This is a genomic window from Corynebacterium sp. HMSC074H12 (assembly GCF_001813755.1).
GTDB lineage: Bacteria > Actinomycetota > Actinomycetes > Mycobacteriales > Mycobacteriaceae > Corynebacterium > Corynebacterium hiratae.
This window is the reverse complement of the sequence record NZ_KV813924.1, coordinates 1-14159: the sequence shown is the minus strand read 5'-3', so window position 1 is coordinate 14159 and position 14159 is coordinate 1. Positions and strand designations below refer to the sequence as shown.

The 14159-nt window shown below is 60.6% G+C and carries 18 protein-coding genes; 10 read left to right on the top strand and 8 right to left on the bottom strand.

The features are described 5' to 3' along the window. Positions 1-554: 554 nt before the first annotated feature. Entirely contained in the window at positions 555-704 is a 150-nt protein-coding gene (locus HMPREF2932_RS13850) for a hypothetical protein (protein ID WP_232761136.1), read from the bottom strand. A gap of 272 nt (positions 705-976) precedes the next feature. Beyond that, on the bottom strand, positions 977-2029 hold the full coding sequence (locus tag HMPREF2932_RS07840; RefSeq protein ID WP_084739009.1) for a pseudouridine synthase: 1053 nt from the start codon (positions 2027-2029) through the stop codon (positions 977-979). Here HMPREF2932_RS07840 and HMPREF2932_RS13585 point away from each other — a divergent pair. The 4 genes from HMPREF2932_RS13585 (at position 1965) to HMPREF2932_RS07825 (ending at position 4125) form a co-directional block, all read left to right on the top strand. Then, complete coding sequence (locus HMPREF2932_RS13585; protein WP_168160887.1) at positions 1965-2105, top strand: hypothetical protein; 141 nt, start codon at positions 1965-1967, stop codon at positions 2103-2105. The two genes, HMPREF2932_RS07840 and HMPREF2932_RS13585, sit on opposite strands and share 65 nt — an antisense overlap. 46 nt (positions 2106-2151) lie before the next feature. Continuing rightward, on the top strand, positions 2152-3048 hold the full coding sequence (locus HMPREF2932_RS07835) for a universal stress protein (RefSeq protein ID WP_046647652.1): 897 nt from the start codon (positions 2152-2154) through the stop codon (positions 3046-3048). 139 nt (positions 3049-3187) lie between these two features. Continuing rightward, entirely contained in the window at positions 3188-3448 is a 261-nt protein-coding gene (locus tag HMPREF2932_RS07830) for a GlsB/YeaQ/YmgE family stress response membrane protein (RefSeq protein WP_010188457.1), read from the top strand. A gap of 68 nt (positions 3449-3516) precedes the next feature. After that, positions 3517-4125 carry a TetR/AcrR family transcriptional regulator gene (locus HMPREF2932_RS07825; protein WP_070545093.1) on the top strand — a complete coding sequence of 203 codons (609 nt, stop codon included), beginning with the start codon at positions 3517-3519 and terminating at the stop codon, positions 4123-4125. On the opposite strand, the gene yidC is transcribed toward HMPREF2932_RS07825, so the two are convergent. Continuing rightward, positions 4082-5068, bottom strand: coding sequence for a membrane protein insertase YidC (yidC, locus tag HMPREF2932_RS07820; RefSeq protein WP_071409949.1), 987 nt, complete (start codon positions 5066-5068; stop codon positions 4082-4084). The genes HMPREF2932_RS07825 and yidC overlap by 44 nt on opposite strands. 66 nt (positions 5069-5134) lie before the next feature. Here yidC and HMPREF2932_RS07815 point away from each other — a divergent pair, with 66 nt between their 5' ends. Then, entirely contained in the window at positions 5135-5893 is a 759-nt protein-coding gene (locus tag HMPREF2932_RS07815) for a class E sortase (protein WP_071409948.1), read from the top strand. Then, positions 5893-6045, top strand: coding sequence for a hypothetical protein (locus tag HMPREF2932_RS13580; RefSeq protein ID WP_168166775.1), 153 nt, complete (start codon positions 5893-5895; stop codon positions 6043-6045). The genes HMPREF2932_RS07815 and HMPREF2932_RS13580 overlap by 1 nt, the downstream gene beginning before the upstream one ends. Positions 6046-6079: 34 nt before the next feature. Here the strand turns inward: HMPREF2932_RS13580 and HMPREF2932_RS07810 are convergent, their stop codons facing one another. Beyond that, a complete protein-coding gene (locus HMPREF2932_RS07810; RefSeq protein ID WP_070510855.1) occupies positions 6080-6634 on the bottom strand; it encodes a DUF2020 domain-containing protein in 555 nt (184 codons plus the stop codon). Here HMPREF2932_RS07810 and HMPREF2932_RS07805 point away from each other — a divergent pair. Further along, the gene (locus tag HMPREF2932_RS07805; RefSeq protein WP_070510858.1) at positions 6633-7805 is read left to right on the top strand and encodes a sensor histidine kinase; all 1173 of its coding nucleotides are present in this window, start codon (positions 6633-6635) and stop codon (positions 7803-7805) included. The two genes, HMPREF2932_RS07810 and HMPREF2932_RS07805, sit on opposite strands and share 2 nt — an antisense overlap. Before the next feature lie 36 nt (positions 7806-7841). Next, positions 7842-8480, top strand: coding sequence for a LuxR C-terminal-related transcriptional regulator (locus tag HMPREF2932_RS07800; protein ID WP_046647640.1), 639 nt, complete (start codon positions 7842-7844; stop codon positions 8478-8480). On the opposite strand, the gene HMPREF2932_RS07795 is transcribed toward HMPREF2932_RS07800, so the two are convergent. Then, positions 8477-8794, bottom strand: coding sequence for a histone-like nucleoid-structuring protein Lsr2 (locus tag HMPREF2932_RS07795; RefSeq protein WP_070517764.1), 318 nt, complete (start codon positions 8792-8794; stop codon positions 8477-8479). The genes HMPREF2932_RS07800 and HMPREF2932_RS07795 overlap by 4 nt on opposite strands. A 315-nt stretch (positions 8795-9109) precedes the next feature. Next, positions 9110-9742, bottom strand: coding sequence for a DUF6474 family protein (locus HMPREF2932_RS07790; protein ID WP_070682181.1), 633 nt, complete (start codon positions 9740-9742; stop codon positions 9110-9112). A 75-nt stretch (positions 9743-9817) separates the two neighbouring features. Here HMPREF2932_RS07790 and HMPREF2932_RS07785 point away from each other — a divergent pair, with 75 nt between their 5' ends. Next, on the top strand, positions 9818-11254 hold the full coding sequence (locus tag HMPREF2932_RS07785) for a TM0106 family RecB-like putative nuclease (protein ID WP_198531142.1): 1437 nt from the start codon (positions 9818-9820) through the stop codon (positions 11252-11254). Positions 11255-11379: 125 nt separating this feature from the next. Here HMPREF2932_RS07785 and HMPREF2932_RS07780 read toward each other — a convergent pair whose 3' ends face one another. Both HMPREF2932_RS07780 and HMPREF2932_RS07775 read right to left on the bottom strand, forming a co-directional pair. Beyond that, the gene (locus tag HMPREF2932_RS07780) at positions 11380-12672 is read right to left on the bottom strand and encodes a copper oxidase (RefSeq protein ID WP_071406707.1); all 1293 of its coding nucleotides are present in this window, start codon (positions 12670-12672) and stop codon (positions 11380-11382) included. A gap of 11 nt (positions 12673-12683) precedes the next feature. Further along, on the bottom strand, positions 12684-13835 hold the full coding sequence (locus HMPREF2932_RS07775; protein WP_071409947.1) for an MFS transporter: 1152 nt from the start codon (positions 13833-13835) through the stop codon (positions 12684-12686). A 70-nt stretch (positions 13836-13905) separates the two neighbouring features. Between HMPREF2932_RS07775 and HMPREF2932_RS07770 the strand changes: the two genes are divergently transcribed. Further along, positions 13906-14130, top strand: a complete 225-nt coding sequence (locus HMPREF2932_RS07770) for a helix-turn-helix domain-containing protein (RefSeq protein ID WP_071409946.1) — start codon at positions 13906-13908, stop codon at positions 14128-14130. The last annotated feature ends 29 nt before the right edge of the window (positions 14131-14159 follow it).

Genomic DNA, 14159 nt, shown 5'->3' with positions numbered 1-14159 from the left:
AAGAAACCGCCGACACCAAACAAAACAAACAACTAAATATATCTCACCAAGAGCCTAGACACACCATGTCTAGGCTCTTGGTGCGTTTTCGGGCCTTCGCATCGCACCCCAAGCAACACTGGGGGCGAGTATACGTGTCGTTGAAGGCAACCTAAGCCAGTCGCACAGCAGTGCTGCCATATCCGGCAGCCGGAAGCGACATCTAGAAAACCCAAAAGCACAAACCCGAAAACACAGACCTGCGTGCTGCACATCCACGTCTCCACGTCTGCGCTTATAGACCGCAACGGATCCGAGCACGAGTCATACGCGCTAATTATCTCAAGCACAAAGAATCCACCGCCGCCCAAACAAGCAACACAGCTTTGCCGGCTGAGGACACTCATCCCCGGACCATTTGCAGGCTACAGCATTCTTGAACCTAGGCGCATCGCCCAAGTGATGGGTTTGCCTCGTAGAGAACAACAAAAATAGCCCCCAGCCGCAGCAAAAGCGGGCCGAAGGCCAAATCTACAGGAAACAGGAACAGGCGCTGTCTTTGGTGACGGTGGTACTTAGCCCTTCTCGCAACCGCGGGTGTCGTGCAAACCGCACTGAGGGACGCCCAGGAACGAAAGAGCGAGCGATGAGAGCGTGACTGGAATAGCGATAATGTCGTAGAAGGGGGAGTCGACGACGAGTTCATTGAGAGACGACGAGTTCATTGAGATCAGTAGACGATCCTTGTCGAGCGTTGTTCACTAGCCCGTCCTCGGCTGTCGCTGTGGGTGTCGCCGTGACCATAAGTGCGGCGGCACTGATGATAGCTAGGGACTTCTTCATCGTGTCAGTTCCTTTCGGATAGGGAATTATAGGGATGTCCTAGGCTATCGGACCAACATGTCAAAGGCAATGGTTTGAGTGCTGGTCTAATTCCGTCCTCATTCTTTGGCAGCAGTGTTGCTTGGCCCAGCCTTTTTGGGTACTGGGGCCAAAACTACGGGCGAAGAAGATTATGGGTATGTAGGGGTAATCGAGAGTGAAACTCACGGGTATAGCCGGTTACGGGGTCGGCAAAAGAAATGTGCGTCGCCGTCAAGTGCATGGGAATTCGCATATCCTCGGCTTCTGCCGGGTAGATGACGGGGTAGATGGGGTCCCCAATAATGGGTATTGCTGCCTGGAGCATGTGCAATCGGAGTTGATGCGTCTTGCCAGTCTGCGGCTTTAAGGTGTACTTCCCGAGCTCTGGTAGTGAACCGTGGATGGACTCGTAGGGGGCCTTATCTACGGGCACCACGCCGGCGACCTCGGTGATGGCATTGACTTCCCCCTCGACGATGCGGCCTTGCAGCTCCCCCGGGGTCTTCTCCATACGGGAGCGCCAAATGGTGCCTGGGGAGACGTCGGCAAGCGGCGCGATGGCCTCGTAGGTCTTGTTTACGCGGCGCTCGGCAAACAACGTTTGGTAGGCGCCCCGGACGGAGCGGTCCTTCGTAAAGACGAGGATGCCGGAGGTAAGCCGGTCGAGACGATGCGCGGGAGATAGCTCGTTGTTTCCCGTCATCCGGCGCAGGCGCACGGTTGCAGTCTCTGTGATGTGCCGGGCGCGGGGCATGGTGGCCATGAAGGGCGGCTTATCCACCACTAGGAGGTGCTCGTCCTCAAAGAGGATTGGTATGTCGTATGGGACGGGAGTTTCGGGAGCCGGCATGCGGTAGAAGTACACCATTGCGTTGGTGGCGAGAATACTATCAGGGCGAAGAGGGGAACCATCTTGGCGCACAACTTCGTCTGCGTCGAAGCGGGCCTGTAGCGCGGCCTCGTTGTCGCCGGGGTGACGGTGGCGCTGAGTGACGATGAGGTGGTGAACGAAGTTCCACGCGGTAATCGGACCTTCAGGCACGCGGGCGTGGGTGGGGTTTAGCCCATCACGGATAGGAAGTGGTGTTGCGCCACGCCTTTTTTGCGATATTCTTTGACCCATGGATTTTAACTCTATTCTCGCACCCGTCATCGATTTCTTCTCTAATGGTATCGGTGCCGTCATCCGTGACATTGTCGTGGCCGCCTACAACATCCTCTTCCCCGCCAACGCGGACGCTGCTACCACCCCACAGGTCTAGTAATAGGTATTAGACTGGAAGTGTAAGCACTTCGAAAGGAAAGGTCATGGCAAAGGAAGACATTGTCGTCGTCGCCGTTGATGGTTCGGAAGCGTCGAAGAACGCCGTCCGCTGGGCTGCTAATACCGCGGTAAAGCGGGGTATCCCGCTGCGTATCGCATCGAGCTATACGATGCCGCAGTTCCTCTACGCCGAAGGCATGGTTCCGCCGAAGGAGCTTTTTGATGACCTCCAGGCGGAAACCCTAGAGAAGATCGAGGATGCCCGCGCCGAGGCCCACAAGGTTGCCCCGGATCTGAAGATTGGCCACACCGTGGCTGAGGGCTCCCCGATTGACATGCTGCTGGAGATGTCCAAGGACGTCACCATGATTGTCATGGGCTCCCGCGGCATGGGCGGCCTGTCCGGCATGGTGATGGGCTCGGTGTCCGCATCCGTCGTTTCCCACGCCTCCTGCCCGGTTGTCGTGGTCCGTGAGGATAACCACGTCACTGAGTCCACCAAGTATGGTCCGGTTGTCATCGGTGTCGATGGCTCCGAGGTTTCCCAGAAGGCAACAGATTATGCCTTCAAGGAAGCCGATGCCCGCGGCGCGGAGCTCATTGCCGTTCACACCTGGATGGATATGCAGGTTCAGGCCTCCCTGGCCGGCCTCTCCGCCGCACAGGCCGAGTGGGCTGAGGTGGAGAAGGAGCAGGCAGAGCTGCTGACCGAGCGCCTCGCTGAATTCCAAGAAAAGTACCCGGAGGTACAGGTCAAGAAGGTTATTGCTCGCGACCGTCCGGTTCGCGCGCTGGCAGAGGCTTCTGAGGGCGCCCAGCTTCTCGTCGTGGGTTCCCACGGCCGTGGTGGTTTCAAGGGCATGCTGCTTGGCTCCACCTCCCGCGCGCTACTGCAGTCCGCACCGTGCCCGATGATGGTGGTACGTCCGGACTCCGAGTAACCTTCGCATAACCCCGCTATAACGATTCGGGCCCATTTACTGGATAAGTGGTAAGCCCGAGTCGTTTTGGTGTTTTCAGGCGTACGGTGGGGAGCACGTAAATAAAAGCTATTTACTGTTATTAGAAGGAGAGAGTGACATGGGACTTGGTCTCGGTTTCTTTGGTTCGATTGTTGTTGGCATCATTGCGGGCTGGCTCGCTGAGAAGATTATGAAGCGCGATCAGGGGCTGTTCACTAACCTCATTGTTGGTGTTATCGGTGGCCTGATTGGTGGCGGCTTGCTTGCGCTCTTTAATAAGAGTGTTGGTGATAGCTGGTTCCTTATGATTATTACGGCAACGGTCGGCGCCTGTATCCTGCTGTGGATTGTGGGAGCCATTACGGGCCGCAAGAAATAATAATTCGCATACATACCGGTTTGTCTATATTGTGTAGATGAACCGGTTTTGTCATGTGAGGAGAAGAAATGGCCGAAAAGAAGTCGCGACGCAATCGTCCGAGTCCGCGCAGCCGACTGCTCGAATCCGCCACGCGGCTCTTTACCACCGAAGGAATCCGCGTGATCGGCATCGACCGCATCCTGCGTGAGGCGGACGTCGCTAAGGCATCGCTGTACTCCCTCTTCGGCTCTAAGGACGCCCTCGTTATCGCGTACGTTGAGGCCCTTGATGAGGAATATCGCGCCGATTGGCAAAAGCGCACCGAGGACGCGACAGACCCGGAAAGCAAGATTCTGGCCTTCTTCGACAAGGCCATCGAGGAGCAGCCCTCCATGGAATTCAGGGGCTCGCACTTCCTCAACGCTGCGGGCGAGTATCCGCGGCCAGAAACTGATGCCGAGCGCGGCATCGTGGCCGCCTGCGTCGAGCACCGCACGTGGATGCATTCCACGGTCACAGCACTCCTCAACGCTAAGAATGGCTACCCCTCAGAGGAGCAGGCTAGCGAAATTCTCATCTTCCTTGATGGCGGGCTTGCCGGCGCACGCCTTACCCGCGACGTCGCCCCGCTCGTAACAGCCAAGCAGCTGGCTATTCGGCTTCTGTCGGCTCCTCCTGCCGACTATTCGATTTAACAATTTTTCGTGCCTCCGCCACGATCTCCGAGTGGCGCTTGCGGTTAGCGGCGAGCTCTTCCTTGTGCCCCGGCTCCTCTTTGAGCCGCTGCTTGGCCGCTTTCTTTTCCCGCTTCTTCTCCTTGGTGTGCCAGCGCTGGATGCTGGCGCGGCGCTGCTCGTGGACGGCCTCCGGCAGCGGGTAGCGCTTGCGCAGAATAATTTCGTACACGCCCGTCTGTAGCAGGGTGAAGAGGTAGGAACAACCCCAGTAGAAGATGATGGTCACGGGGATGGGGCCGTGCCAGGCCACCATCCACAACATCCACGGGATAAGAACCACCATGAGGGCCATAAACCACAGCAAGCGGCGAGGGATCTTTTCGTCGAAAAGCGTGGTGAGGTAGCCGCGGTAGAGCGTAATGAGCGTGTTGAGGGAGGTAAACACGAGTGCCGCGATGAGCATGGGCAGGACCAAGTCACGGTGCTCGCGGGCGAAATCGGTGAGGGGAACGCCGAAGACGGTGGAGGCGCGGAAAGAGGAGACGTCGTCTAGCGTGAGCATTCCCACCGGCTCATGTGTGGAACCGGAGACGCGGAGCACCACCTGGTAGAGGCCAATAAAGGCGGGAATGATGAGGAAGGCTGGGAAGCAACCCACCAGCGGGTTGTGCTGAAAGCGCTTCTTGAGATCGCGCTGCTGCGTAAGGACGGCGACGGCTTCATCGACGGTGTCGGCCCGAGCGAGCTGCGCGTTGAGCTCAGTCATCTCTGGGCGCATGAGGGCTCCGATGCGGCCTTGCTTCACGGAAAGCCAGTTCAGCGGTGCGATGAACCCGCGGACCGTCAGCACGAGGAAGACGATGGTGAGGATCCATGCCATGGAGCCGGAGAAGAAAGCGCCTAACAGGAGGTGCCAGAGTTTCATGATTCCGGAGACCGGATACATGAAGATTTCGATCATCGCCTACTCCTCTTTCTGCAGGGTGGTGGGGCACTTACACGTTACAGGGAGGCTAGGGTAGTGAGTATGCCCCACCCCACCGCGCGCACGCGAACGACCGTCGGCTCCGTCATCGGTGAGCTGATGCTGACGGCCGGCGTGCTGCTGCTGCTCTTTGCTTTTTACGAGTCCTACTGGACCAACATCGCCTCCGGCAAGCTACAGGACGAAGCCAACGAGACGCTACAGGAGGAGTGGCACAATCCGCGCGGCGCTGGCCATGCCCCGCAGCTCGGTGAGGCATTTGCACGCCTCTATATCCCTGCCTTCGGCTCGGACTTCGCCTTCGCGGTCCTCGAAGGCACCAACGAGGATGATTTGCTGCGCGGACCGGGACGCTACACCGAGACGCAGATGCCCGGTGAGCCGGGCAACTTTGCGGTGGCCGGACACCGCGTGGGCAAGGGCGCGCCCTTTAATGACTTGGGTAACCTGCACACCTGTGATGCCATCGTCATCGAAACTGCGACGGAGTGGATCACCTACCGCGTGCTGCCTATCGACGGTTCCCCGGGGGAGTGCTTCAGCCCAGAGCAGCAAGCCAAGCCGGAGTACCAGCCGGTTCAAGGCCGCCACATCACGCTGCCGGGCGATGTGAGCGTGCTCCAACCTGTTCCCGGAGCGGAGGGCGTTGAGCCCAGCGAATCCTTGCTTACACTCACGACGTGCCATCCGCAGTTCTCCAATGCGGAACGCATGATCGTGCACGCCATGGAGACCGACCGGGAGGCTAAGAAGCCCGGCTCAGATGACAATGACCGCCCCGCCGTCTTGGAGGAGAACTAATGTATCGCGCACTGTGGAACCTGTTGCCCGGCCCCACCGCGGTAAAAGCCGTGCTGGCGTTGGCTCTTGCCGTGGGGGTTTTCTTCCTGCTCATGGAGGTTGTGTTTCCCTGGGTAGCAGCGCAGATGCCCTATAACGACGTTGCCGTTTAGACCATTAAATGCTTAGGCCTTATACGTTTAGTCCTTATAGGCCTAAACGGTTGATCGCTTCCTGCGCTATGAGCTGGGGCTTGAGCGTTTGCAGCTGGTTCGACCACACCACCACGGCGTGGTTGTCCTTCTGCACGGCGAAGACCGAGTGATCCTCAAAGACGCCGCGCCCGCCCGACCAGCCATCGAATTCGGCAAGCTCCGTGTCCTCGACAGGGGCGGCCCAGTCCACGACCGCGCGCGCTTCCTCCACGCTGGGCATCTGGCGGATGAGGACGGTGACTTGTGGCTCCTCGGGGTAGGACCAGAACACACAGGCGGGGGTGCCAAAGCGCTTGTCGACGCCCCACCGGGTCATCCTCTGCCCGTTCGTATCGGCCACCCATTGGGTATCCAGATAGGGGCAGTCTTCCCAGTCGCTGACCTCCGCTGTGGCGTCGATGGGCAGGCCATCGCCTGCGTCGGTGGGTGGCGCAGGGCTTGCGGCCGGGGTGCTGGGGGTGGGGTCGTCTGCATCCGAGCACCCCGCGGCGGCGAAGCCGATGCCGATCAGGCAGGCGGCAAGCGGGGGAAGTAGGCTGTGGCGCATGACGTCCACACTAGACCAGCGCTCGGTTGAATCGGATGCCCTGCGCAACGGTATCCACGTCCTGACGGCGACGCTGCTGGTGGTGGCGATTTTTACCACGGTGCGCCTACCTCTGTGGCAGGGCGTGCTCAACCTGCTGCTCTTGGTTTCTTTCGCCGTGGTGTACTTCGGGGGCTCAGCCTACTTGGAGACGCTGCCGCGCATCGCGCGTTATGGCTGGATAGTCATCCTCACGGTATTGTGGCTTGCCGACTTGGCTGTGGCGCCTGCGGCCATCTACCTCGTGTTTTCCCTGTACTTTGTGTACCTCTACGTACTGGAGATGATCCCCGGCGTCATCTGCGTTATCGCGGCCACGGTGATGACCGTGCTGGTGCAGGTACCGGGCGGGCTGTCCTTCGGCGGCGTCATGGGCCCAGCGGTATCGGCCCTGGTGACGATCGCTATCACCTATGCCTTCCGGGCGCTGAGCCGTATGAACCAAGAATTGGTGAAGACCCGTTCGCAACTTGTGGAGTCCGAGCGCACGGCCGGTATGACAGCCGAGCGCCAGCGCATCGCCCACGAAATCCACGACACCCTGGCTCAAGGTTTGTCCTCCATCCAGATGCTTCTGCACGCCGCTGACCGCGACCTGGCCCAGGAGAATATCCCTAAGGCGCAGGAGCGCATTGAGCTCGCCCGGCGCACCGCGGCGGATAACCTCCACGAGGCGCGTGCCATGATCGCAGCACTACAGCCGGCGGCGTTATCAGAAACCTCCCTGGAGTCAGCTATGACCAGGATGGCGGATAACTTCGCGGCAACCGGTGGGGTTGATGTTTCCGTGGACGTTGAGGGCGATGTCCAGCAACTTCCCATGAAGGTGGAAGCAGCACTGTTGCGGATTGCGCAGGGGGCGATGGGGAACGTCGTCAAGCATGCCCACGCCAGCAAGGCACGGGTGACGGTGACCTATGCGCCGGATGAGGTGCGCGTGGACGTGGTGGACAATGGAGACGGCTTTGATGTCGAGGCAGTGGAGAATAAGCCGGCGGGGTTGGGGCATATTGGTCTATCGGCGATGCGCAGACGTGCCGAGGAACTTGGTGGAGAGGTCGTGATTGAATCCACGCCAGGAAGCGGCACGGCGGTCTCAGTTAGTGTGCCCTTAGATAACGATGTAGATTAGGAATTTGTCCACACCGTACCAATGAGGAGGAAGCCCGTGATTAGGGTCTTGCTTGCCGACGACCACGAGATCGTACGCCTAGGTCTACGCTCGGTGCTCGAGGGGGCTGAGGATATCGAGGTGGTGGGTGAGGTAGCGACCGCCGAAGCCGCCGTCTCCGCAGCGCAGGCAGGTGGCATTGACGTCCTCCTCATGGATCTGCGTTTCGGAGCGGGGATTGAAGGTACCCGCGTCATGGGCGGCGCGGAGGCGACTGCCGCCATCCGCTACTCCATGGAGAATCCGCCCAAGGTGCTCGTGGTGACCAATTACGACACTGACGCGGATATTCTCGGGGCGATTGAGGCCGGAGCGGTAGGCTACTTGCTGAAGGATGCGCCGCCGGTCGAGCTGCTCGCGGCGGTGCGCTCGGCGGCCGACGGTGATTCGGCGCTTTCGCCGGTAGTGGCCGATAAGCTGATGACCCGCGTGCGCACGCCGCGCACCTCCCTTACCCCGCGCGAGCTGGAAGTACTGAAGCTAGTCGCGGCGGGATCCTCCAACCGGGAGATCGGTGTGGAGCTGATGCTTTCGGAGGCGACGGTGAAGTCTCACCTCGTCCACATTTACGACAAATTAGGAGTGCGCTCGCGCACGTCGGCCGTGGCGGCCGCCCGCGAGCAGGGCGTTCTTTAGAGGTTGTTGGCGTCGCGGTAGGCCAGGATGACGTCGTTGGGGATCTTGCCGCGCTCGGCCACCTGGTAGCCGTGCTGGGCGGCCCAGGCGCGGACATCGGCCGGCTTGTAGCGGCGGGTGTCCTTCTTCACCGGGTGACGGGCGGCCTTGACAAAAGGTTCCATTGCGGCGTGGAACTTATCGGCATTCTCCTGGGAAACATCGAGGAGATAGTCTTTACCGTCAACGCTGAAGCGGATGACAATCAGTTCTTCCTCGCTGAGGGGCTTGTTATCAATGTCGTCAAAAAACTGGGTGATTTCGCGGCGTGCCATGATTCTCCATTCGATCTGTAATCTGATCGCGCTGTGCTTGGGCTTCCCTCATCGTTCACCACAAGAGCGGAAGCCTAAACTTTAAGTAACTTAACGGATTAAAGAGAAAGGCATTAAAAGAACCTTCTCTTGTTATTGACTATAGAGCAAAACCACGTCTGCGACACAGTTAAGGGGCGCTAGGAGAAGCAGTATTCTGGCCGGTAACAAAGGCTGATTTTAAACCCGAAAGAAAAAGCCTCCGATCCGCTTTCCCGCCCTTGTTAGGAGGCGGGGAATGTGGGGATCGAAGGCTGGAAGCTGTGGTGCGAAGGGTTATGCGCCCAGCTTGGACTGGATCTCGTCGTTGAGAGAATCAATCTCGCCGGAGATGGAGCGGTGTGCGCGCTGGCGCTGCTGCTCAGTCATGTATTCCGCATTGTCGATTGCGGAATCGAGCTCGTTGAGCCGCTCCTTGACGTCGCGCTTAAAGCCGGCGGGCAGCTGGGCGTCCTTCAGGGAGTTGCGGATGCCGGCGGTGCGCGCCTTTAGCGGTGCGCCGTGGCCGGAGAAGGAGGCCAGCTGCTCAGCGCTGACGCCAGCCTTGTGCGCGCGCTTCTTCTCAACCTCGCGCTGGGCAACGGTGATGCCGCGGTAAATCAGGGGCAAAAGAAGAGGTGCGGCGGTGCGCAGGGCGCCGGCATAACGCTTGACGTTGCCCTTATTTAAACGGCCTTCTTTAATGCGTTCGAGTTCCTTCTTGGCCATTTTGTATTCGTGCTTGCGGCGATTCTTCAGGCCCTTTTCCTCAGACTTGATAAGCGCCTTCTCCTGCTTAGCCAACAGCTTTTGCTGGCGGTGCTTGGCCTTATCAGCAGCCTTGACCTCTGCCTTTACACGGGTCTTGGCGGCCTTAACCTCAGCACGGGCCTCACGGCGGGCCTTGCGGATCTTCTTCATAATGCCCATTGAAACGTCCTTAAATTATCTTTCCTTAGGGTCTCGCTACAACTCTAGCAAGGTGGTCTACTAAGCTCACCTGCTGTGAAGGATGTGCTCGTCGCCACGGATCTTGTGGGCTGCCGTTATCGCTTGGTGCAGCGCCGCGCGCATCCCGAGATCCCACGTACCGCGGTAAGTCAGGCCCGCGCGGAACGCCACGCGGCGGCTATCGATGCTGCCTTGAGCCGCCTTCCCGCAAAGGGGCCGGGCCGTTTTCGCCGCATTGACCTGGAGGGTAGCGACTTCGAGCGGGCCCTGGCCACGTTGGAGGCTCTAGCTCGTGGGTATACGCACATCACCAACGCCGTCTTTTCCACCGAAGAGTGGATGGTGCGCGTGGAGCTCCTCGTTCGGGACGGCGAAATGTATAGCCCTGTCATCGTCTCCGATCACCGCGTGGCGCGCCGGCATGAGGCCTCGTGTGCGCTCGTCGTGCCGACCCACCGCTTGGGGTTGAGCGAGCCCTTGCCGGCAAAATACAAGATTCGGCATCACGCCATCGACGGCTACCGTTTGGCGCTGGCAGCCCGGGGCTTGGAAGAAGTGGGGCTGAATTCTGGCAGGGGCGCGGCGATTGGGCAGGACCGCAGCCAGGCTTTTGTCACGGATACCTCGCGTTTTGCCATCGATGAGGCACTGGCGCAACCGCTGCCCGCGGGCCCGCGCCGCGTTAAGGAGTGCGCCTCCTGCCGCTTTTGGCCCTTGTGCCGGGAAGAGCTGGAAGCCCGCGATGACATTTCCCTTTTCCTGCCGGGCGACCGCGCCAACCCCTACCGCGAGCGCGGTATCACAACGGTGCAAGGGCTTATCGACGCCTCCCTCGGCGCCCCCTCCGCCCTCGCCGCCGCCTGGCGCGAAGGTATTCCCCTGCTGCGCCGCGGGCAGGTCAGCGTTCCTCGCGCGGATGTGGAAGTCGACGTCGATATGGAGGCCTACCTGGATCAAGGCGCCTACCTGTGGGGTGCACTCCTGGACGGTGAGTATCACTCTTTTGCCACGTGGGAGCCGCTCGGCGGCCGGGCGGAAGCAGAGAATTTCGCCGAGTTTTGGGAGTGGCTCATGGGAGTGCGCGCTGACGCACATGCGGCGGGAAAGACCTTTGCGGCGTATTGCTACTCCGCCCACGGGGAGAACCATTGGATGCGCAGGTCCGCGCAGCGTTTTTCTACCCCCAACCTCCAGGAAGTGGAAGAGTTCATCTCCTCGGAGGAGTGGGTGGATATGTTTGTCCACGTCAAGCGTAGTTTCGCCGGCACCGCGGGGTTGGGTCTGAAGACCGTGGCCCCGGTCGCGGGCTTTGAATGGCCGGAAGAGTTTGACGGCGAAGAATCCGTTAACGCCCGCCGCGCCGCCCTCGCCGGTGACACGGACGCGCGTGCGCAGATTCTGCGCTATAACGCCGGCGATGTGCGCGCGACCCATGCCGTCCGCGAGTGGATGTCTCACGGCGCGCCGGGCGTGCCTCCCCTCGAGCCCTAGCTTCTTCTGCCTTCCCGTTTTGCAAATCCCCAGACCTCAAACCCGCAACCTGCAGGTGGGCGTCGCCAAGCGCTTGCCGACGCCCCACTGCCCACCAGGAGGTTGCGGGATCGAGGTCTGGGGATCTACAGGATGAGGCTGAGTCCGCCGAGGATGATGAGCACCGCAAGCGCCACCCACACCTGGTCCCAGTCCGTTGTGCTCGTTGGGGCTGGGCCTTCGGCCTTCTTGAGAAGCACGGCTTTCTGGGCCTTGACCGCGCGGGCGGTGAGGATGGGGAGGACGGCCATGGAACCGAGGCAGAGCAGCGAGGCGGCAACCATGGTGAGGGAACTGGAGGTGGCCAGCCAGAGGGCAAGTCCGCCGTTGATAAAGACCGAGCGCCCCAGCCCCCAGCGGTTATATTCGCGCAGGCCAGCCCGCACCGCTGAAGGGCCGCCGCCCATCGTGGTGGGCAGCATATAGCCCATGACGCCGATGAGCAGTTGGGCGCCAAACCCCACGACGAGCGCGAGCATGGGAATCTGGGGCTCGCTGGAGAAGAAATGCTGGGTGGTGTAATACACCAGACCGCCGAGCAGCCAGAAGCAGGAAAAGAGCACAGAAAGCGCCGGGAAGGTGATGCGCCCGCGTGGTTCCCGGAACACGCTAAGGGTATTGAGCAGCCAGCTCTGCAGGCTGAGCGCCCAGCCGACGCAGTAGACGATCAGGCCCGCGTGCGGTACATTCCACGCGCTGCCGATCACGGTGGTCACCACGCCCAGCGCCAACAGCGTGAAGCTCAGGCTCATGTGTGGGTTGATTCCCTTGGTGCGCCAGATAGATGGGAACAAGATGGTGAGTGAACCGGCGGCTGCGAGGCCGACGAAACCGCCGATATTGGCGGCAACGTGTGCAATGAGCAGGCGCGGATGGGAAGGGTGCGTGGCGAGGAATGCGCCAAGAGTAGCGCCCACGGCAAGGAAGAAGGCCGAGGCCACATAAGCTGCGACGACGGGGCGGAACCTTTTGGATTCCGCGCGGCGCCACAAAGCAAAGAGGACCAACCCATGCCAAGACACCGCAAGAGCGACAAGCGTGGCACCTATCTGTGTAAGCACCCAGTGGTGGCCCCAATATTCACTGAGGATTTGGCCCACGAGGGTGAGGATAACGCCGGCATTCTGCAGATAAATCCGCGCGAGCTGGCGAGGGCGGGCCGACATCGGAACTTTGAGCTGCACGAACTTTTCGGTGAGGTGCTGGGACCATACCACGATGCTGTTGCTGAGAATGCCTAGCGTGAAGAGGTGGATGAGGACCCACCGGTAGTTGGGGATAAGGGTATGGGTTGCGCCGGCGAGAAGAAAGACCATCATCCATAGGCTGACCGGGCGGGATGCTTTCCTGTGCCATGTGCGCGGCGACCACTTATCCATAAAACACGATTTTATCCGGTTTTTCTCACAACCCAACTCAGTGCCGCGATACCCGTGGCGAGGGCGGTGTAGACGGCGATGAAGCCGGTCCACGATAGGGAATCAAAGAGCACGCCGGCCAGCGCGCCCAGGATGGAGCTGCCCAGGTAATAGAAGAAGACGTAGAGGCTGGAGGCCTCCGCGCGGTCGTGGGTGGCGATGTGCCCCACCCAGCCCGACGCGGTGGAGTGTGCGGCGAAAAAGCCGATGGTAAATAACACGATGCCCAGCAGGGTGGGGATCAGCGAACCCATGCATAGTGCGATGCCCACGGCAAAGAGCGCGCAGGAGAGCAGAAGCGTGTTCGCGTGGCCCACTTGGGTCACCAGCCGGCCTGCGCGCGCCGACGACCACGTGCCGGTGAGGTAGAAGAGGAAGACCAAGCCAGCCAAGCCCGGCGAGAGGTGGAAGTGGTCGATGAGCCGAAAAGCCAGGAAGTTATAGAGGGACACGAAGGTGCCCATGGCCACGAAGGCCACGATGAATAAGGGGATGAGGCGGGTGTCCCGGGCATGGCGGAAGATGGCGCGCAGCTCCGAGCGGAAGTGAATCTCCTTGGGGGTGAAGTTCTGCTGGTAGGGCAGCAAGATCGCGGCGATGATGGCGAGGATGAGCGTGACCAGGCTAGAGCCCGCCAGTGCCCAGCGCCAGGACGTGAGCTCGAGCAACCCGGTCGGGATGAGGCGGCCGGTGAGCCCACCAATGGTGGTGCCGGCGATGTACAACCCCATGGCACGGGCAACGTAGGAACTTTCTAGCTCCTCCGAAATCCAGGCCATAGCGGTGGCAGGGGCGCCGGCGATGACGGCACCCTGCAGCGCGCGGGTGGCGATGAGGATCTCCGGATTGGGTGCTAGCGGAACAAGCATGCCGATGAGCGTGGCTGCGATGGTGGAGACGAGCAGCAGTTTTCCGCGGCCGATGCGCTCGGAGATGATGGAGACTGGGATGACGCACACGGCGAGCGCGCCGGTAGCCGCGGAGATGGTCATGGCGGCTTCCGTGGGTGACATGCCCATGTCCTCCACCAGGGTGGGAAGCATAGCTTGGGTGGGGTAGAGGCAAGAAAAAATTGCCAGGCCTACGAAGAGCATGGCAATGGTGGCGCGCCGCGTTCTGGTCATGCATCAAGCATGGCCTGCCCGCGGTTATGTGTAAAATGTTCAGAAATGACATAAGCCATGCGAGGTGTGCATGAACCTGGAGGATGTGCGCGGCGTCGTCGCCGTGGCCGACCATGGCCTCGTCGGCGCGGCTGCCGACGCCCTCGGGCTCTCCCAATCCGCGTTGACCCGCCGCGTGCAGCGGATCGAGACGGCCGTGGGGGCCAGCCTGTTTGAGCGCAGCGGCCGGCGCCTGCGGCTTAATGCCCGCGGCCGGGCCTTCGTGGAACACGCGCGGCGGATTCTTTTGTCCTGACTTAGGCCAATTTAGTGCGGAAGTTCGCG

Excerpts from the sequence above, each read along its gene's own strand:
- HMPREF2932_RS13850 (WP_232761136.1), bottom strand. The coding sequence starts at position 704 with ATGAACTCGTCGTCTCTCAATGAACTCGTCGTCGACTCCCCCTTCTAC.
- HMPREF2932_RS13585 (WP_168160887.1), top strand. The coding sequence starts at position 1,965 with ATGGATTTTAACTCTATTCTCGCACCCGTCATCGATTTCTTCTCTAAT.
- HMPREF2932_RS07840 (WP_084739009.1), bottom strand. The coding sequence starts at position 2,029 with ATGACGGCACCGATACCATTAGAGAAGAAATCGATGACGGGTGCGAGA.
- HMPREF2932_RS07835 (WP_046647652.1), top strand. The coding sequence starts at position 2,152 with ATGGCAAAGGAAGACATTGTCGTCGTCGCCGTTGATGGTTCGGAAGCG.
- HMPREF2932_RS07830 (WP_010188457.1), top strand. The coding sequence starts at position 3,188 with ATGGGACTTGGTCTCGGTTTCTTTGGTTCGATTGTTGTTGGCATCATT.
- HMPREF2932_RS07825 (WP_070545093.1), top strand. The coding sequence starts at position 3,517 with ATGGCCGAAAAGAAGTCGCGACGCAATCGTCCGAGTCCGCGCAGCCGA.
- yidC (WP_071409949.1), bottom strand. The coding sequence starts at position 5,068 with ATGATCGAAATCTTCATGTATCCGGTCTCCGGAATCATGAAACTCTGG.
- HMPREF2932_RS07815 (WP_071409948.1), top strand. The coding sequence starts at position 5,135 with ATGCCCCACCCCACCGCGCGCACGCGAACGACCGTCGGCTCCGTCATC.
- HMPREF2932_RS13580 (WP_168166775.1), top strand. The coding sequence starts at position 5,893 with ATGTATCGCGCACTGTGGAACCTGTTGCCCGGCCCCACCGCGGTAAAA.
- HMPREF2932_RS07805 (WP_070510858.1), top strand. The coding sequence starts at position 6,633 with ATGACGTCCACACTAGACCAGCGCTCGGTTGAATCGGATGCCCTGCGC.
- HMPREF2932_RS07810 (WP_070510855.1), bottom strand. The coding sequence starts at position 6,634 with ATGCGCCACAGCCTACTTCCCCCGCTTGCCGCCTGCCTGATCGGCATC.
- HMPREF2932_RS07795 (WP_070517764.1), bottom strand. The coding sequence starts at position 8,794 with ATGGCACGCCGCGAAATCACCCAGTTTTTTGACGACATTGATAACAAG.
- HMPREF2932_RS07790 (WP_070682181.1), bottom strand. The coding sequence starts at position 9,742 with ATGGGCATTATGAAGAAGATCCGCAAGGCCCGCCGTGAGGCCCGTGCT.
- HMPREF2932_RS07780 (WP_071406707.1), bottom strand. The coding sequence starts at position 12,672 with ATGGATAAGTGGTCGCCGCGCACATGGCACAGGAAAGCATCCCGCCCG.
- HMPREF2932_RS07775 (WP_071409947.1), bottom strand. The coding sequence starts at position 13,835 with ATGACCAGAACGCGGCGCGCCACCATTGCCATGCTCTTCGTAGGCCTG.
- HMPREF2932_RS07770 (WP_071409946.1), top strand. The coding sequence starts at position 13,906 with ATGAACCTGGAGGATGTGCGCGGCGTCGTCGCCGTGGCCGACCATGGC.